Source organism: Phascolarctobacterium sp. ET69 (genome assembly GCF_023336935.1).
GTDB lineage: Bacteria > Bacillota > Negativicutes > Acidaminococcales > Acidaminococcaceae > Fusicatenibacter_A > Fusicatenibacter_A intestinipullorum.
Genome location: NZ_JAMBLR010000001.1, coordinates 1 through 18775, shown reverse-complemented (window position 1 = coordinate 18775; position 18775 = coordinate 1). Strand labels below are relative to the sequence as shown.

19 protein-coding genes and 2 other annotated features are annotated in these 18775 nt (G+C 46.9%); of the genes, 3 read left to right on the top strand and 16 right to left on the bottom strand.

Features of this window, described 5'->3' with window-relative positions; translation table 11 throughout:
* Positions 1-92: 92 nt before the first annotated feature.
* Both M3079_RS00095 and clpB read right to left on the bottom strand, forming a co-directional pair.
* Positions 93-1787 carry an FAD-dependent oxidoreductase gene (locus tag M3079_RS00095; RefSeq protein ID WP_249076518.1) on the bottom strand — a complete coding sequence of 565 codons (1695 nt, stop codon included), beginning with the start codon at positions 1785-1787 and terminating at the stop codon, positions 93-95.
* 131 nt (positions 1788-1918) lie between these two features.
* Entirely contained in the window at positions 1919-4465 is a 2547-nt protein-coding gene (gene clpB / locus M3079_RS00090) for an ATP-dependent chaperone ClpB (protein ID WP_021716696.1), read from the bottom strand.
* Between the two features lie 127 nt (positions 4466-4592).
* On the opposite strand from clpB, the gene M3079_RS00085 reads away from it, so the two are divergent.
* From M3079_RS00085 to M3079_RS00075, 3 genes are all read left to right on the top strand, one after another.
* On the top strand, positions 4593-5654 hold the full coding sequence (locus tag M3079_RS00085; protein ID WP_249076517.1) for a hypothetical protein: 1062 nt from the start codon (positions 4593-4595) through the stop codon (positions 5652-5654).
* Positions 5655-5838: 184 nt separating this feature from the next.
* Entirely contained in the window at positions 5839-6207 is a 369-nt protein-coding gene (locus M3079_RS00080; protein ID WP_249076516.1) for a CidA/LrgA family protein, read from the top strand.
* On the top strand, positions 6204-6923 hold the full coding sequence (locus M3079_RS00075; RefSeq protein WP_249076515.1) for an LrgB family protein: 720 nt from the start codon (positions 6204-6206) through the stop codon (positions 6921-6923). Before M3079_RS00080 ends, M3079_RS00075 begins: the two co-directional genes overlap by 4 nt.
* 58 nt (positions 6924-6981) lie before the next feature.
* Here the strand turns inward: M3079_RS00075 and M3079_RS00070 are convergent, their stop codons facing one another.
* The 14 genes from M3079_RS00070 to M3079_RS00005 all read right to left on the bottom strand — a co-directional run.
* Positions 6982-7626: a CYTH domain-containing protein gene (locus M3079_RS00070; RefSeq protein WP_249076514.1), complete on the bottom strand. Its 645-nt coding sequence runs from the start codon at positions 7624-7626 to the stop codon at positions 6982-6984.
* Positions 7627-7639: 13 nt separating this feature from the next.
* Complete coding sequence (locus tag M3079_RS00065; protein WP_249076513.1) at positions 7640-7894, bottom strand: hypothetical protein; 255 nt, start codon at positions 7892-7894, stop codon at positions 7640-7642.
* 150 nt (positions 7895-8044) lie between these two features.
* The gene (gene pheT / locus M3079_RS00060) at positions 8045-10477 is read right to left on the bottom strand and encodes a phenylalanine--tRNA ligase subunit beta (protein ID WP_249076512.1); all 2433 of its coding nucleotides are present in this window, start codon (positions 10475-10477) and stop codon (positions 8045-8047) included.
* Between the two features lie 11 nt (positions 10478-10488).
* Positions 10489-11514 carry a phenylalanine--tRNA ligase subunit alpha gene (gene pheS, locus M3079_RS00055; protein ID WP_021716689.1) on the bottom strand — a complete coding sequence of 342 codons (1026 nt, stop codon included), beginning with the start codon at positions 11512-11514 and terminating at the stop codon, positions 10489-10491.
* 64 nt (positions 11515-11578) lie between these two features.
* Positions 11579-11783: a binding site (T-box leader), on the bottom strand.
* A gap of 35 nt (positions 11784-11818) precedes the next feature.
* Positions 11819-12604 carry an RNA methyltransferase gene (locus M3079_RS00050; RefSeq protein WP_249076511.1) on the bottom strand — a complete coding sequence of 262 codons (786 nt, stop codon included), beginning with the start codon at positions 12602-12604 and terminating at the stop codon, positions 11819-11821.
* A complete protein-coding gene (locus tag M3079_RS00045) occupies positions 12604-13269 on the bottom strand; it encodes a TrkA family potassium uptake protein (RefSeq protein WP_021716687.1) in 666 nt (221 codons plus the stop codon). The genes M3079_RS00050 and M3079_RS00045 overlap by 1 nt, the downstream gene beginning before the upstream one ends.
* A 13-nt stretch (positions 13270-13282) precedes the next feature.
* Positions 13283-14644 (bottom strand): TrkH family potassium uptake protein, encoded by a 1362-nt coding sequence (locus M3079_RS00040; protein ID WP_249076509.1) that lies wholly within the window; start codon positions 14642-14644, stop codon positions 13283-13285.
* A gap of 159 nt (positions 14645-14803) precedes the next feature.
* Complete coding sequence (gene rplT, locus M3079_RS00035; RefSeq protein ID WP_021716685.1) at positions 14804-15157, bottom strand: 50S ribosomal protein L20; 354 nt, start codon at positions 15155-15157, stop codon at positions 14804-14806.
* 28 nt (positions 15158-15185) lie between these two features.
* Positions 15186-15386 (bottom strand): 50S ribosomal protein L35, encoded by a 201-nt coding sequence (gene rpmI / locus M3079_RS00030; RefSeq protein WP_021716684.1) that lies wholly within the window; start codon positions 15384-15386, stop codon positions 15186-15188.
* A 14-nt stretch (positions 15387-15400) separates the two neighbouring features.
* Positions 15401-15904: a translation initiation factor IF-3 gene (infC, locus tag M3079_RS00025; RefSeq protein WP_021716683.1), complete on the bottom strand. Its 504-nt coding sequence runs from the start codon at positions 15902-15904 to the stop codon at positions 15401-15403.
* A 39-nt stretch (positions 15905-15943) separates the two neighbouring features.
* Positions 15944-16048 (bottom strand) — a sequence feature (ribosomal protein L20 leader region).
* Between the two features lie 47 nt (positions 16049-16095).
* Positions 16096-16581: a ferritin gene (locus M3079_RS00020; RefSeq protein WP_021716682.1), complete on the bottom strand. Its 486-nt coding sequence runs from the start codon at positions 16579-16581 to the stop codon at positions 16096-16098.
* A gap of 197 nt (positions 16582-16778) precedes the next feature.
* Positions 16779-17132, bottom strand: a complete 354-nt coding sequence (locus M3079_RS00015; protein WP_249076507.1) for a hypothetical protein — start codon at positions 17130-17132, stop codon at positions 16779-16781.
* A gap of 117 nt (positions 17133-17249) precedes the next feature.
* On the bottom strand, positions 17250-17705 hold the full coding sequence (locus M3079_RS00010; protein WP_249076505.1) for a hypothetical protein: 456 nt from the start codon (positions 17703-17705) through the stop codon (positions 17250-17252).
* Between the two features lie 92 nt (positions 17706-17797).
* On the bottom strand, positions 17798-18775 hold a 978-nt coding region (locus M3079_RS00005; RefSeq protein ID WP_249076504.1), incomplete at its 5' end, for a YadA-like family protein.

Below are 18775 nucleotides of genomic sequence, written 5' to 3'. Positions count from 1 at the left end.
CAATTTCTCCGGGCATCGTTACGTAAAGAATATTATTAATTTATTTTACCAATCTGTGCCCTTTGTGTCAATAAATTTACACATTTTTGCTGTTATTTGCTTTTTTCGGTTTCATAGGGCCAGGCACTCATGCTTCCTTCAAGGCTCTGCACGTTTTTATAGCCCTGGGCGCGCAGCATGGTTTCGGCTTCGTAGCCGCGCAGGTCAATCTGGCAGCTGCATACAAGCCGTGCGTCCTTATCGGGCAAAACCTTGCAGCATTCGCTGCGCACTTCATCCAAAGGCAGGTTTACAATATTGCAGCAGCCTGCTATATGGCAGTTTTTAAATTCGCCGGGCGTACGCACATCAACCAAAGTATAAGCTTCACTTTTGCGCAGTTCTTTAAATTCCTTCGGGTTAATGCTGCGCAGCCTGCCTTCAATTTTATTCAGCAGCACGTTGGCAGCCGTGGCAATGTTGTCAATCGGGCCGTTAAACGGCGGCGCATAGCCAATGTCAAACTCACTCAAATCTTCAAGCGCTGCGCCCATGCTGATAGCGGCAACAAGCGTGTCGATGCGCTTATCAACGCTTTGCCCTACCGCCTGCACGCCGATAACTTTATGAGTTTTCCTATCGGCAAACAGCTTAAGCACCAAACGCCCTGCCCCCGGCATATAAGTAAGCCTGTCGTTGCCGGGAACGATTACGGATTCAAAATCAATTCCTGCCGCTGCGGCAGTTTTTTCATTAAGGCCCGTGCTGCCTGCTTCCACGCCCGGCATACGGCACAGCCCCGTGCCCAAAACGCCCGGGTATTTTACCATATCGCCGCAAATGTTATCGGCAATAATGCGTCCGTGCTTGTTGGCAGTGCTGCCCATAGGCGCAAAAATTTTAGCCCCGCTTACGCGGTGAGTATTTTCCGCACAGTCGCCTCCGGCATAAATGCACGGGTCGCTCGTCTGCATATATTCGTTAACGGCAATCGCACCGCTCGGTCCAATGGCAAGCCCTGCTTCGCGCGCCAGTTCAACATTCGGGCGTACGCCAACGGCTACAATTACCATCTGCGCCGGAATTAGGCGCTTGTCCGTTTTAACGGCGGCAACACGCCCTTTGCCTTCAAACGCTACAGTTTTTTCTTCAAGATATAAATTTATACCGGCAGCGGCAACAGGTTTTGCGGCAAGCTCTGCCATTTCCAAATCAAGCATCTGCGGCAGAATGCGGTTCTGCATTTCCACAACGCTTACCTTAACGCCTATTTTGTTAAACTCCTCCGCCAGTTCCATGCCGATAAAACCCGCGCCTACTATAACAACATCCGTAACATTATGGGCGGCAATTTCTTCTTTAACTTTTAAAACTTCCCACGGAAACCAGAAGTTATGGATGCCTTCCAAATCAGCTCCCGGCACCGGCAGACGCACCGGCGTTGCACCCGTGCCAAGCACCAGCACATCGTAAGGCATTTCTGTAACTTCGCTGTTTCTCCTGTTCAGCACAGTAACCGTTTTCGCCGCGCGGTTAATCTTCTGCGCCTCGTGCCCGGTTAAAACATCAATGCCCTTAACCTTTTTAAAGTAATCTACATCGCGCGCAATGCCCTGCGGCGTATGCGTAAATTCATTAAAATTTTTAACTTCGTCACCAATATAATAAGGAAAACCGCACGCACCGTAACTTACAAGTTCTCCGCGTTCAATAACCGTAATTTCCGCATCTTTATCCCTGCGGCGCAGGCGCGAAGCAGTTTTCATTCCTGCCGCCACGCCGCCGATAATTAAAACTTTTTTGCCCATATACTTCCGCTCCTTCCGTTTGCAAATCCTATACTTATATTATATCATCATATCCTTATAAAAAATGTCCTGTTTTAATGAATACATCACTAAAACAGGACTTTTTGCTGTTATTTATTTTTTATAGTTACTTATTCCTGCTCAACTTCGATATTGCCGTCTTTCAGCACAACTTTTACTTTTGTGCCGCTGCCAATTTCACCGGCAACAATCTTCTTGCCGAGAATGTTTTCAACGGTATGTACAATAAGGCGTTTCAGCGGGCGTGCACCAAAGGCAGGGTCAAAGCCTGCGCTGGCAAGGTATGCCACGGCTTCGTCGCTGGCGGTAAGCGTCATATCAAGCTGTTTTTGCAGCCTGTCGCTGAGCTCTTTAAGGATGAGTTTAACAATATCCTTAATCTGTTCTTCCTGCAAAGCCTTAAATACTACAATATCGTCAACACGGTTCAAAAATTCCGGGCGGAAGAAACGCATCAGCATGCTCTGTACTTCTTCGCGCGTTACTTCGCCTTTTTTCTGCATAATTTCGGCAGAACCGAGGTTGCTGGTCATAATAATCAGCGTGTTTTTAAAATCAACAATGCGTCCCTGCCCGTCAGTCAGGCGGCCGTCGTCAAGCACCTGCAAAAGTACGTTAAATACATCGGCATGGGCTTTTTCAATTTCGTCCAGCAAAATTACGCTGTACGGACGGCGGCGCACTGCTTCTGTAAGCTGGCCGCCTTCATCATAGCCAACATAGCCCGGAGGCGCACCGATTAAGCGCGAAACGGTATGCTTCTCCATGTACTCGCTCATATCAATACGAATCATGTTGCGTTCATCATCAAACAAAATTTCTGCCAGTGCTTTGGCAAGTTCGGTTTTGCCTACGCCGGTAGGCCCAAGGAAGATGAACGAGCCAATCGGGCGGTTGGGGTCTTTAATGCCTGCGCGCGCGCGGATAACCGCTTCGCTTACGGCTTTAACCGCTTCGTCCTGCCCTACTACACGCTGGTGCAGTCGTTCTTCCAGATGAATGAGTTTTTCGCGTTCGCCGCCGTTTAAGCGTGCAACAGGGATACCCGTCCAGGTGCTTACAACTTTGGCAATGTCTTCTTCGTCAACTTCTTCTTTTAAAAGTACGCCGTCTTTGTCTTCGGCATCACCTTTGGCAAGGCGCGCCAGTTCTTTTTGCAGCTCCGGCAGGCGGCCGTATTTAAGTTCTGCCAGTTTGTTCAAATCGTAGTTGCGTTCTGCCGTTTCCATATCGTGTTTAACGGCGTCAATTTCCTTTTTAACTTCGCGCACACGGCTGATGGCAGCTTTTTGTGCTTCCCAGCGTTTAACAAGCTCGTCGTTGGATTTTTTAAGCTCTGCCAGTTCTTCTTCTATTTTGGCAAGGCGGTCTTTGCTCTGCTCGTCGTCTTCTTTCTTCAAAGCCTGTGCTTCAATTTCCAGCTGCAAAATGCGGCGCTTGCTTTCGTCAAGCTCGGCAGGCAGGCTGTCGATTTCGGTACGCAGGCGCGCTGCGGCTTCGTCCACAAGGTCTATTGCCTTATCCGGCAAAAAGCGGTCGTTAATATAACGGTTGCTTAATACAGCCGCTGCAACAAGAGCGGCGTCTTTAATGCGCACGCCGTGATGCACTTCGTAGCGTTCTTTCAAGCCGCGCAGAATGGAGATGGTATCTTCAACATCCGGTTCTTTAACCATAACGGGCTGGAAGCGGCGTTCCAGAGCGCTGTCTTTTTCGATATATTTGCGGTATTCGTTCAGCGTGGTTGCACCAATGCAGCGCAGCTCGCCGCGGGCAAGCATCGGTTTTAAAATATTGCCTGCATCCATGGCGCCTTCGGCGGCACCGGCACCAACAACGGTGTGCAGCTCATCAATAAACATAATAATCTGCCCGCCGGATTCGGATACCAGTTTCAAAACTTTTTTCAGGCGTTCTTCAAACTCGCCGCGGTATTTGGCACCAGCAACAAGAGCTGCCAGGTCAAGCGCATACAGAGTTTTATTTTTAAGGCTTTCCGGAACATCGCCTGCCACAATGCGGCGGGCAAGCCCTTCTACAATAGCGGTTTTGCCAACGCCCGGCTCACCAATCAAAACAGGGTTGTTCTTTTTGCGGCGCGAAAGAATTTCAACCACACGGCGGATTTCTTCATCTCTGCCGATAACGGGGTCAAGCTTTCCTTCTTTGGCTTTGGCGGTTAAATCCTGCCCGTATTTTTCAAGCGTCTGTTTCTTTTCGTCGCCTTCGGCACTGTTGGTGTAAGCCATGTACAGCCCTTCGGCCTTGTTTTTGGTAATGCCGTATTTTTTCAAAAGCGCGGTAACATCGCTGTCGCCGTCACTGGCAAGGGCACCAACCAAATGGCAGATGTTAACTTCGCCCTGCCCTGCGTTCTGCGCTGCAATAGCCAGCACGCGGGCTGCGCCGGTACTCATCATAAGCCCTCTGTCCTGCCCTTTTACGGAAGGTATTTTCTGCACAAGGCGTTTGGCTTCCGCAGTAAATGTACCAGCATCAGCGCCGGCATTTTTAAGCAGGAACGGGAAAAACCCTTCACTTCCGGCCAGCGCAACTAACAGATGGGCGCAGGTCAGTTCCTGGTTATAATTTATAACAGCCTGCTGCTGAGCAGCTTCCAATATGCTTTTTACTTCTTCACTGTAGCGTTCATTCATAGCGCTAACCTCCTTCAAACTGTATAAACAGTAAAATATTTTACATAAATTTTTATGTGAAATACGCAGGGAAACCGCTTCCGGCGGCGAATATGCAAGTAAATGCTTTTTTCACGGAGGATATTTTATGAATACATCCATGATTGTATACCGTCTTTTTGACGTTGCCGACGAAATTGACCTTGATTTGGTGCAGGCCCTTTGGACCAGCCGCAACAAAATCGCTTCCAGGCTCCGCCTGGACCGTATATCTACCAAGTCTATTACTTTTAAGGACCCGCCGGTTCTTGTTGAGCTTGGCTCCCATGATATGAAGCTGGGCAACGGTACTTATCTTACCGAAGTTAAAGCCCGCATTTTTGATTTAGGCGTTATCAGCCTTATTCTGCGTATTCATTTTGAAGATGATGTAACATTTGATGAATACATGGATATGTCTATCGTCAGCGAAAACATGCCGGAAGATGAAATCCGTTCTTACCTTGACGCCGTTTTGGAAACCATCCGCCCGGCGTGCAGCAATGAGCGTGTTTCGGACTTTGACGAAGATTTTGTAGTTTATTATTTTCAGGATAAAGTACCCGAAAACTGGGATATTGTGCCGCTGCTTTTGAAAGACCGCACGCCCGTAAGCCCGGAAACCCGCGCCGAAACACTGGCCAACAGGTTTACTTACGCCGATGACGTATGCTACCTTGCGTGGGATTCCGCCGTTGTGTATGACCCCAGCGGCAGCCTTGACGTTCCCGACCTTCTGGAATTTGCCAACGCCCAGTTTCTGGAACTGCGCTACTACGACAATGCGCTTAACGAAGCCATTGACCGCACTTACGACGAGCTGGAAGCCGCCGAAAAAGGCAGCACCGGCAGCCGCCAGACAAGCTACCGCAAAATACGCGGCAGGCTGATGGAACTAATGGCTGATGTAAGCACGCTGACAAGCAATATCAACAATGCTTTGCAGGTTACGGAAGATATTTTCTACGCGCGCATTTACACGCGCTATCTCGACCTTCTGCGTGCTTCGGTTTGGAAGGACAACATTGAAAACAAAATGCTTGTCATTCAGCGCAGCTACAATCTTCTTAACGAAGAAGTATCCATGTACCGTTTTGAATATATCGGCATGAGTGCCGTTACGCTTTTGGCAATTATTTTACTTTTAATAATTTACCTTGCTGTGCGTTAACAGCATATTTATTAACAGGGGCATTTTTCTGCTCCTGTTTTATATTATAGCAACAAAAGTCAAAAAGTCAAATATTTTTTGTATGTTTTTTTGATAAATTTTTTCGTTATTTTAACTTGACAAATTGACGCTGCGGAAGCAAAATATACACATTACTTTATTTTTTGAGAGGGGAAAGAAAATTATGACACCATCATCAATTTTGAAAGGAACTGCTGTACTGCTTTTTTTGCAAGGCGTCAGCACGGTTGTGCTTAATTTATGCGGCATTAAATTTCCGCCTGCGCTGCTGGCAATGATTCTGCTGCTGGTACTTTTGCTCAGCGGCGTTATAAGGGTGCGTACCATTGAAGATGTCTGCGATATTTTAATAGAAAAAATGGGCATGCTCTTTTTACCGGCAGGCGTAAGCATTTTGCTGTATCTGGACGTTATCCTTGCAGAAAGCACCGCCATTGTGGCTACCGTTATCATAAGCAGTTTTATGATACTGATTGTAACGGCTGTGTTTTTAAACTTTATGCTTAAAAGTAAAGGCGGTGCCGGAAAATGACTTTTTTACCAGAAGCTTTCATCCAATCGCCGCTGTTTGGCATTGCTCTTACCATAGTTGTTTATGTAATATGCGAAATTATTGTAGATAAGTTTGAACTGAGCATTATTCCACCGTTTGTGTTGGCGTGCCCGATGATAATTGCCTTTATTTATTTTCAGGAGCCGTATATTACTTACGAGGACTACGAAACAGGCGCAGGCTTTATCAACTTTCTGCTCGGCCCTGCCACCGTGGCGCTGGCCCTGCCGCTATACAACAACAGGCGCATTATAAAAGAAAACCTGCCGGTAATTATAAGCGGCATTCTTGTTGCTACTGTTACAGGCATTGTCAGCATCTTCATTTGCGGCAAAATGTTTGGCGCAAGCAGCCAGGTGCTGCTTTCAATGATTCCCAAATCCGTAACAACGCCTATTGCCATGGATATTTCTTCCGCTATCGGCGGTATTCCGGCGCTTACGGCCGCCTGTGTAATTTTTACTGGCATGCTTGGAGCAACCTTTAACCACAAAATTTTAGAGGCTTTAAAAATCAAAAACAATATTGCCATCGGCCTTTCCATAGGCGCTTCCAGTCACGGGCTCGGCACCAGCGTCTGCGCTGGCAAAAATGCCCTGCAGCTGGCAATCGGCGGCGCTTCCATAGGGCTTACCGGCATAGCAACTTCCATTTTGGCTCCTATTCTGCTGCCGTTTATGGAAAGCTTATTTTAAAATTTAACACTAAATATACGCAAAAAACGGTATTGCCTTTTACGGCAATACCGTTTTTTTATTTTGCGGGCTTTGTTAAATTTATGCCGCACAGCTTCATGCCGCGCTCATATTTGCTGCGGTTTTCCGGTGTTACAGGCACCAGGTTTGCAATCTGCCCTGCATAGGCAAGCAGGTCTTCTTTGGTGCCGCTTTTAATTTCCAGTTCCGTTTCGTTAACAGCACATTCATTTCCGGTTATGCCGGAAATAATTTTGCCGCGGTCAACCGCCAGCTCCACCGTTGTAGCCGCGCTTATTTTAAGCAGGCACAGCCTGCGTTCAACATCAACGGTAAACAGTTTTACAAGCGACTCACCGGCAATAAGTTTTTCCAAATCCGTATCAAAGCCTTCTTCTTTAAACCCCTGCAAAACAGGCTTGCCGTCAGGCAAATCAACATTATATTCGTTGCGGCTGGAAAATCCGCCGTGAGCTTCTTTTTCCGTTTTAATGGTGGCTTCGTATTTAGTGCCGTTTTTGCGCACGCGGTAAGCAATGCCGCTGTGCATCAGTTTAAAAGACGGCGTATCATAATACGAAGTTTCAAGGTGGTGTACGGCTTCGCTGCCGCCGATAATTTTATCCGCTACAAGCGGAGAAGCAAGCAGTTTTTGCAAAGCCTCCGCCCCAATATTAAGTTTTATTTCAATTTCTGCCGGCATCTTTACACTCCTTTTAGGCGATTGAGCCTCTCAGTTCGGTAAAAATAACTTTACCTTCATCAAGACTGTAAACAATAGGTTCAAGTTCACGCAAATCCTCCGTGCGCCAGCCTTTATGCTGCTCCTCCAAAAGTTTAAGCGCTTCTTCAAGGCTTTCTGCCGCCACAATGGCAATGGCATCAAGGTAAAATTCCGTGTTAACGCAGGGTTCCTGTATCATGCTGTGGCTATGGTAGGTTTTGTTATGGCGCCATACATAAAGTTTCATAAACGCACCTTCTTTCCGTGTTCTTTTAAATTAATTATAAACTTTTATCGCCGCCGCGGCAACTTTTAAAGCGCCTGCTTTAAAAATTTGCCTTTAAACAGCAAAAACCGCCGGAATAAACCCGGCGGCACTTTGCCATGAATATTAAAATTAATCTCTTAATTTAGCTTTGTAGGCTTCGCCAACTTTTTCCACAACATTTTTAATAACGGCATCAATTGCTTCATCCGTTAAAGTACGGTCATCAGCCTGGAAGGTTAAGTTGAACGCCATGGATTTATAACCTGCTTCCACCTGTTTGCCGGTGTAAACGTCAAATACTTTTACCTGTTTCAGCAAGCTGCCCGCGTTAGCGCGGATAACTGCCTCCAGTTCTTCCATGGCAACATCCAGCGGTACAACAACCGCAATATCGCGCGAGGTTGCAGGATATTTGGGCAGATGTACAAACTGCGGTACATGGGATGCACTTGCAACAAGCGGTTCAACTTCCAGTTCCAGCACACATACGCTGCCGTTAAGGCCATAGTTTCCGGCAACGGTTGGGTGCAGTTCGCCGAACCAGCCAATTACTCTGCCTTCGTATTCAACGGCACAGCTCTTGCCGGGGTGCAGGTAAGGCTGAGCCACCGGCACATATTTTACACCTGCAATCTGCAAATTTTCCAAAAGGCCTTCCACTGCGCCCTTCATATCGTAAAAATCAACTTCGTCTTTGGTTTCAGTCCAGTTAAGGCTGCTGCGTCTTCCGGCAAGTACGGCACACAAAACTGCTTTTTCTTCCGGCAGTTCTTTAAGCGGCAGAGCTTTGGGCAAAAATACCTTGCCGATTTCAAAAATCTTAACTGATTCTGCCTGGCGCGCCTGATTATAAACGGCCGTGTTAAGCATACCCGGCAGCATGCTGGTGCGCATTACCTTAAATTCATCGCTCAGCGGGTTCATCAGTTCAATGGCGCCGCGGCGGCTGTCTGCTTCGTCCAGCAGGATTTTATCAAAAGAATTGGGGTTAATGAAGCTGTAAGTCATAACTTCGTTCAAACCGGCAGCAACAAGATAATCCTCAATTTCTTCGCATACATCGTCAATTACAGCCTGACGGCCCTGTACCAGCGGCAAGTCCGGATTATGCGATTCAATCTTGTCATAAGAATGCATTCTGGCAATTTCTTCACTGATATCGGCGTCGCAGCTGATGTCATAACGCCAGGAAGGAGCGGTAACGGTTAATACGCCGCCGTCATATTCCACGCCGAACTGTAATTTTTTAAGAATATCTACCATTTCTTCAGCGGCAATTTCCACGCCGATACGGCTGTTAATAGCCTGCGGCGTTACGCGGATAACGGCAGGTTTAACTTCTTCCGGATAATCTTCTACAATGCCGCAAACCGTTTCGCAGGCCCCCATCTGTTCCAACAGGTGTACGGCGCGGTTTAAAGCATTATGGTTCAGCACCGTATCAACGCCGCGTTCAAAACGGCCGGAGGCTTCACTGCGCAGCCCCAGCGCTTTGGAAGTACGGCGGATGGAAGGCCCGTTAAAGGTTGCGGCTTCCAGCATTACGTTAACGGTTTCGCCGGTAACTTCGGTTTCCAAACCGCCCATAACGCCGCCAAGGCCAACAGCATGGTCAGGGTCGGCAATGGTAATCATATCCGGGGTTAAAATGCGTTCCTGCCCGTCCAAAGTTACCAGTTTTTCACCGTCTGCGGCGCGGCGCACAATAAGTTTATGCCCGCCTACCTTGTCATAATCATAAGCATGCATCGGCTGGCCAAGTTCCAGCATTACATAGTTGGTTACGTCAACAACGTTGCTTATCGGGCGCATACCGCAGGCACGCAGGTGTTTCTGCATCCATTCCGGGCTGGGCCCGATTTTAATGTTTTTCAGCACGCGCACTGCAAAACGGCTGCACAAATCTTTGGCGTCAACTTCAATGGCAGCCATATCAGCAGCACTGCCGCCGGCAGCTTCTTTAACGCTCATATCCGGCATACGCAGTTCTTTGCCAAGCACTGCAGCAGCTTCGCGCGCCAGGCCGATAATATTGGTGCAGTCGCCGCGGTTTGCGGTAAGGTCAATATCAAGCACAACGTCGTCAAGGCCGAGCACTTTTTTAATATCCACGCCAACCGGAGTATCCGGCGGCAGAATGAAAATGCCTTCGCGCTGTTCCGGCAGCAAAAGTTTGGCGTCAATGCCAAGTTCAGCCGCGCTGCACAGCATGCCAAAGGAATCAAGGCCGCGCATTTTTGCTTTTTTAAGCGTCATGCCGTTCGGCAGATGAGAGCCGATAACTGCTACCGGCACCATATCATATTGGTGAACGTTCTGCGCACCGGTTAAAATTTGCAGAATTTCCGGCCCGCCGACATCCATCTTGCAAATCCACAAATGGTCAGAGTTCGGATGGCGCTCGATATGCGTTACCTTGCCGGTAACAACACCTTCCAGCCCTTCACCGAGATGGTTTACGCTTTCAACTTCCAGCCCTACGCGGGTAAGTTTTTCAGCCAGCTCCTCAGGAGTGACATCAATATCTACATATTGTTTAAGCCAATCAACAGATGCTAACATGGTACCCCTCCTTATTTAAACTGGCGGATGAACCGCAAATCATTTTCAAAGAACAAACGTAAATCGTCAATGCCGTATTTAAGCATGGCAATACGTTCCACGCCCATGCCAAAAGCATAGCCGCTGGTTTTTTCGGGGTCGTAGCCGCTCATGCGCAGTACGTTGGGGTGTACCATGCCGCTGCCTAAAATTTCCAGCCAGCCGCTGTTTTTGCACACACGGCAGCCTTTGCCGCCGCAGATAACGCAGGAAATATCAACTTCCGCGCTCGGTTCGGTAAACGGGAAATAACTCGGGCGCAGGCGGATGCTTACGCTGCTGCCGAACATTTCCTTACAGAATGTTTCCAGTGTGCCTTTTAAATCAGCAAGGCTGATATCCTTGCCCAGCACCAAACCTTCAACCTGATGGAACATAGGCGAATGGGTTGCGTCATAGTCGTTGCGGTATACGGTACCTGGCGAAATCATGCGAATTGGGGAATCCGGCACGCTTGCCTGCATTTTGCGCGCCTGCATAGGCGAAGTCTGGGTGCGCAGCAAAATGTCTTCGGTAATATAAAAAGTATCCTGCATATCCCTTGCCGGATGGTCTTTCGGCAGGTTCAACGCTTCAAAGTTATAGTAATCACTTTCAATCTGCGGCCCTTCCAGAACTTCAAAGCCCATGCGCATAAAAATCTTTTTAATTTCGCGCATCGTCAGCGTAATGGGGTGCAGATGCCCGCACTGCGGTTTGCGGCCGGGCAGCGTAATGTCAACCTTCTCGCTGGCAAGACGCTGTTTTAAGGCTTCAGCTTCCAAAACTTCGGCTTTAGCGGCAATGGCTTCTTCCAAAATCTTTTTTACTTCGTTTACAATCTGGCCGATTTTCGGTCTTTCTTCTGCCGGCAGGCTGCCCATGCCGCGCAGGATGTCAGTCATATGGCCTTTTTTGCCAAGATACTTAACGCGCAAATCTTTCAGCGCGTCCACGCTTGCAGCTGTTTCCAGCTCTTTAAGCGCCTGCTCTTTAAGTGCTTGCAGTTCTTCTCTCATACTTAACCTCCCAAAATTCAGCATTCAGGGGCAGGCGGTAAAAATAAAAAAGCCTCCGCCCCTTCAAAGGGGCGAAAGCTGCATAACTTCCGCGGTACCACCCTGTTTTGTACCTCATAACGCCTTAACGCGGCAAACGCCGTTCCTACTTATTTTCAAAACGGATGCTCCAAAGTGAACTTCGGCACAACCTGTATCACGGGGCTTTCAGCCATGGCCCTGCTCTCTGCGTCGCAGTTTATGCCTACTCTCTTTTTCATAGCACAAATTTTATAAATTGACGTGTATTATTATAACACAGCCTTTATTTTGTTGCAAGACGGCGGCGCATGGCTTCAAACATAACTATGCCCCCTGCTACTGCCGCATTAAGCGATTCTGCCCTGCCCTGCATCGGTATAAACACCCTTTTGGCAGCGGCAGCCTTTAAGCTTTCCGAAGCGCCGTAAGCCTCGCTGCCCACAACTATGGCCGTGCGCGCGCCAAACTCCGCCTCATACATGTTTTGTGCGCCGTCAAGGCAGGTAACCATAATTTCATAATTGTTTTTATGTGCCCAGCCGGTAAACTCAGCTTCCGGCATATCGCACAAAACAGGCATGCGCAAAAGCGAGCCCATGGTGGAACGCACTGTTTTTGGCGCATAAGCATCGGCGCAGCCCGCCAGCAAAACAACGGCTGCAATGCCTGCCGCTTCCGCCGTGCGGATTAACGTGCCGACATTGCCGGGGTCAGCCACACGGTCAAGCACAAGCACAGTACCGTCTGCCACTATAAAACCCTGCGGCTTGCAGCACACCGCCAAAACACCCTGCGGCGCTTCCGTGTCGCTCATTTTTTTCATAACCTGTTCCGTCACGCTGTAAAGCTCAATGTTTTTTGCGGCAGCATCAGCCAAAAGCTGCGCCAATCTGGTATTTGCAGTATCAGGCACGGCAAAAATCTTCTGCACAGCGGCATAACGCACCGCTTCTTCAACGGCGCGCAGGCCTTCAACAACAAAACTGCCGCTGCGTTCACGGTACTTTTTCTGTTTTAAATTGCACACATCCTTAACAACGGCGTTGCCAAGGCTTGTAATCTCTTTCATTAAACAATTTCCTCTAAGGCTTTAATGTTCTGATGCTCGCCGATAACAATCATCTCGTCGCCTTCTTCCAAAACCTGCGTCGGTTTCGGGTTAATATAAGTTACGCCTTCATGCTTGATGGCAACAACGTTAACATTGTAACGTTTGCGCAAATCGGATTCGATAAGGTTTTTGCCAACCAGCGAATGAGGAATATTCGTACTCATAAGGCTGATGTTGTTGCTCATTTCAATGTAGTCAACAATGCTGCTGGAAATAAGGTTATGGGCAACGCGCTTGCCCATGTCGCGTTCAGGGTAAATAATTTTATCGGCGCCGATTTTTTCAAGCATTTTGCCGTGTACTGCACTGGTTGCTTTAACGGCAACAAACGGCACGCCCATTTCCTTAAGGTTCAGCGTTGTTAAAAGGTTGTCTTCAAGGGGGCCGATGCCTACAATAACAACCTCGTAGTTATTAATGCCAAGGCTGCGCAGGGTGTTTTCGTCAGAAGCATCCGCACTTACAACATGCGTCAGCTCGTGCGACAAATCCTGCACAATTTCTTCATCACTGTCAACGCCCAAAACCTGGTAGCCAAGCTCGTGCAGCGTAAGCGCCACGCTGGTGCCGAAGCGCCCCAGGCCAAGCACCGCAAACTGTTTTTGTTTATTGTTTTTTGCCATTATTTACACCCCATTAACCTATGTTGATATGTTCCGACGGATACCTTATTTTGTTGGTACCGGAACTTAAGAAACTCAAAATAAAAGTTAAAATACCGATACGGCCGATATACATGGTTAAAATTAAAATCCATTTGCCAAACGGCTGCCAGTCGGGCGTAATGCCAATGCCCAAACCTACCGTACCGAACCCGGAAACAACCTCAAACAAAATATCTACAAACGGATAATGCCCGTTATTTATTACCAAAAGCATCATGGTGGCAAAAAGCACCCAGATAAGGCACAGTACAGTAATTACAAACGATTTGTCAACAATCTTTTCATCAATGCGCCTGCCAAACATTACCACATCACGCTGGCCCTTCAGCATATACCATAACGACGCCATAAGCACAATAAACGTGGTTGTTTTAATGCCGCCGCCGGTAGAACCGCTGCCCGCACCGATAAACATCCAGATAATCAGCACAAACAAGCTGCTGTCATGCAGATGCATTAAATCAATGGTATTAAAACCGGCAGTACGCGAGGACACCGCCTGGAAAAACGCTGCCATCCAGCTGTCGAACATGCTCATATTGCCCAAAGTATACGGATTGTTTGATTCAAAGCCCCATAAAAGCAAAGTACCCACAACGTTTAAGCCAACGCTTGTTAAAAGCACTATTTTTGTATGCAGCGAAAAACGCTCCCAGTTCCAGCCGCGCTTTAAATCTTCCAGCACCATAAAACCAAGGCCGCCGAGAGTAATCAAAAGCGCAATGCTTAAATTAATAACGATATCGCCGTGATAATCAATAAGGCTCTTATAATCGCCCATCAGGTCAAAACCGGCATTACAAAAGGCCGATACGGAATGCCAGTAGCCGTAAACAACGCCAATCCAGCCCATATCCTTAACAAAAGCAAAATGCGCCGCCAGAATTGTGCCAAAAAAGAACTCAATTACAAGCGTATACTTAATAATGTTCAGCGCAATGCGTACAACGCCGGATATTTCCGTCTGGTTCATAGATTCCTGCAAAAACAGACGCTCACGCAGGCTAACCTTGCGCCCGGCAATAACCATTACCAGCGTCGTCATTGTCATAATGCCAAGGCCGCCGATTTGTATCAGCGCAATCAGCACCATTTTGCCGAACCACGAAAGCTGGTTGCCAACGTCGATAACCGTCAGCCCCGTAACGCACGAAGCCGACGTTGCCGTAAACAGCGCATCAAGAAAAGCAAGGCCCTGCCTGTCCTGCGTGGAAATTGGCAGCATAAACAAAAACGCGCCGGCCAAAATAAGCAGCATAAAGCTTAATGCCACCATCTGGCTGCCGTTAAAAGCCTGCCCAATCCAACGCAAAAACTTATTTTCACGCCCCAAGGTATACTCACCTCATTTAAAAACTTTTTGCTAAAATTTTTATTATTAAAGCCATTACGGCTGTTACCACGTATTATACCAAATTATGAAATTTTTGCAAATTTTTACACAAATAAAAAAAGACCAACGCGGTAAAACGTTGGTCTTTTAATGCTTAATTTACAGAGCAGCTTTAGCGGTTTCAACCAGTTTTGCAAATGCAGCTGCATCGAAAATTGCCATATCTGCCAAAACCTTACGGTCAAGCTGAATGCCTGCTTTTGTAAGGCCGCAGATAAAGCGGCTGTAGCTCATGCCGTTAGCACGGGTTGCAGCATTGATACGGGCAATCCACAAACGGCGGAACTCGCGTTTTTTAGCACGGCGGTCGCGGCGTGCATAGCTCAATGCTTTCATTACAGTTTCGTTAGCTTTTTTGAACTGTAAATGTTTAGCTCCGCGGTAACCTTTAGCCAGTTTTAAAATATGTTTATGACGGCGGTGTGCAGTTACACCAACTTTAATTCTTGCCATTAGTAATATCCTCCCTTAACTCCACTAATTATGCATACGGCAGCATTTTAACTACGCGTTCATGGTCAGTTTTATGCACTAAAGTAGCTTTGCGCAGATTTCTCTTGCGGGCAGGAGCTTTTTTCTCAAGAATATGGCTCTTATAACCTTTGGCACGTTTAAATTCACCGGAAGCGGTTTTTTTGAAACGTTTTGCAGCAGCTCTGCGGGTTTTCATTTTCAACTTCATTTAAAAAATCCTCCTTATTTACTCGGTTTCGGCGCAACTATCATAATCATGTTTTTGCCTTCAAGTTTGGGCTGTCTTTCAACAACTGCCATCTCTTTAAGCTGGGCAGCCATTTTGTTTAAAAGAACTTCACCCAGTTCCGGATGCGAAAGCTCACGTCCGCGGAACATAATGGTAACTTTTACTTTGTCGCCATCTTCTAAGAAACGCACGGCATTTTTAAACTTAACGTTGAAGTCATGTTCTTCAATGCCGGGGCGCAGCTTAACTTCTTTAATGTCAAATGTTTTCTGTTTCTTACGAGACTCTTTTTCGCGTTTCTGCTGCTCGTAACGATACTTGCCGTAATCCATAATCCGGCACACAGGCGGTTTGGCAGTAGGTGCAATTTCCACCAGGTCGAGATGTTTTTCATAAGCAAGCTGCTGGGCTTCGCGGCCGGACATAATTCCGAGCTGTTCGCCATCGCTGCCGATAACGCGCACTTCACGTGCCCGAATTTCTTCATTGATACGCAAGTTTTCCTTAGCTATGACAAGTCACCTCCAAAATATTTCAGTCAAAAAGAAAAGCGGGCAGAACAAATCCACCCGCGTTAATACATATCCAACCCTGTCGAGCGTAGCTGCAAGGTGAGAAGCGAGCGGCTTCTACTTTGTTACCAGAATATAATAACACAACCGTGCAGCCTTGTCAACAAATTATTTAATTATTTTCTTGCGCCGAGCTGGCCGTCAATAATGAACAGGCCGCCAACATTATCGCCAACCATTTGCAGTTTTTCAACAATTTCGGAAGCACTGGCTTCTTCTTCAACCTGTTCGTCAATGAACCATTTCAAATGGCTCTGGGCAGCATAGTCTTTTTCTGCCAAAGCTACTTCATACATATCGTGAATGCGGGAAGTAACATATTTTTCATGTTCCAGAACTTTTTTGAACAGTTCCAGCGGAGTGCCGTAATCGGCAGCCGGTGCTTCAATAGCAAGCAGTTCCGGTTTTTCGCCGCAATCCTGCATAAAGCCCATTAATTTAAAAGCATGCTCACGTTCTTCTTCATACTGTGCTTTCAGCCAGTGTGCCATACCTTTAAAATTTTTAGCTTCCATATCAAGGCTCATTGCCAGATACATATATGCAGAATATAATTCAGCCTGAACCTGCTCGTTAAATGCTTTGTAAACTTTTTTCTTCATATTAAAATCCTCCTTTTTCGGAAACGCTTTCTTGATGATTTAAGTATAACACAGTCCTCGCATTTAATCAATAATAATTATTTATTTTTTTGTAAAATATTTGTTCATATCGCAAAAATAATAAAAATTTCCGTCTTCTGGCATCAATAAAAAAAGCACCTTAAAAGCCATTTTAAACTTTAAGGTGCCGGTAAAAATTATTTTTCTTTCATTTGCTTAACAATCAGCGATACGGAAGGCTGCGTTATACTGAACAGGTTTGCCAGAAAGACCTGCGTTAAATGTTCTTCATTATATAAACGCCATATCTCCCTGTTGCGTTCTTCCCTGCCGCAGAACGGCTTTAGCTCTACCTCTCTTGCTTCTATGCAGAACCCCCTGTCGGCAAGCACTACTACTTTGCGCCTGCCTTCGCTGTCTGTTATTTTAAGTTCCAGAGTTCTGCCTCCATTTTCGTCACGCTGGTTGATGTTATAGTATTCTATTTCATCTTCCCCTACCGCTTTTTTCAGCATCGTCTGGTTAAACGGTATTTCTTTTATTTCCACCATATCACCTCGTATATATTGATATGTTTTTTGGCATGCACCAAGGCCTTTGCCTGCTGTAAATGCTTTGTTTGCCGCATTATTTTAATTGTGTTTTACTTTATGCTGTTTGCCTGCCTTTTACTGCCCGGCGGTTTTGCGCTGTAATATTTTAAGCGCCATTGTGTAGGCGTTGCGCAGAGTTTTATTGCCCCTTGCATCCTGCGGTATGGTATTTGCCCCAAGGTCTGCACAAATTTTACCTTCAGCATCCACCACATAGCTTGCGCCGATAGTATACTCGCTGCCGAAGGTATTAAACAAATACAGGCTAATGCCGCTTACCGCGTTCTGCATATCTTCCCCCTGCCTTAATGCCGCAAGGAAAGCTTCATCTGTATATTTTTCTTCAGCAAAAAAGGCAAGGTAATATTTGCCGTCTTTTTTTACGGTGCTTACGCTTTCGCTGTCTATATACAGCGTGCCTACATCTGTTTTGCCTGCTTCAAGCAGAGTCTGCGCCAAGGTTGGCAGCGGCAGCATGCACAATGCCGCTGCTGTAAGGCAGGTTGTCATTAGTCCTTTTAGTTTGCCCATAAAATTTTATCCTTTAAATCACAATTATATAAATAAAGGTGGGTTGCCCCACCTTTATTTATTACAGAACCTGTTTTTAGTTATTGCTCAAATTAAGCCTGTGCTTCCTGTTCAGCCAGCATTTTGGCATGGCGTTCCATTTGTGCCTGCACTTTAGCTTCCTTAGCAGCTTTCTTCATTTCTTCTGCTTTAGCAAGTTTTTGTTCTTCCGCACGTCTTGCGTCAGCTTCTGCCTGTGCTTTTTTAATTTCGGCTACTTTTTCGGGAGATTTACGGCCAAATTTCCATGTTGCGCCAATACCGCCCATGTATTCATCACCGCTGGTGGATACGGACAAGCTCAGCATGAAGTCGCGGTTCGGGTAATGGAACAGGCCGAGTGCCATACCGGTTTCATCACGGTACTGGCCTACGCCTACTGCTACTTCGGTCGGTGCAGCAGGGTCATACCCCATGGTACGCAGGTTTGCGATAGCTGCGGACATTGCGCCTACTTTATCAATGCGGTCTTCCAAACCGTCAACACGGTTTTCAATACCATCTACGCGGCTGTTAACGTCGCTGATAGCAGCGTCAAGTTTGCGGTCTGCATCTACCATATTTTCAGCATCGCTAATATAATTAGTACCTCTGTAAGCGTTCTGAAGGTCTTCAGTACTATCAGCACCAATTACTTCGCGTTGAATATCAATGCTTTGCTGGAGTTTTTCATCTGCTTCTGTTCTATCACGAATTTCACTGCTGATTTCTCCGCGTACTGCATCAAGCTGCTGGCTGTGATCATCAAGCTGTTCCTGATGATCTGCAAGGATTTCGTTCTGTTCTCCGTTTACTCTGTGTTCTTCGCTGATTTCTCCGCGTACTGCATCAAGCTGCTGGCTGTGATCATCAAGTTGTTCCTGATGATCTGCATCTGCGGCAACTCTATCAGCATGTTCTTGGCTTATTTCACCCCTAATTGCTGCATCCTCATTAACCCTGTTCATTTCTTCCTGACCGATTTTGTCAGCAAGTTCTTGGTCTGCGGCAACTCTATCAGCATGTTCTTGGCCAATTTCGCCTCTGATTGC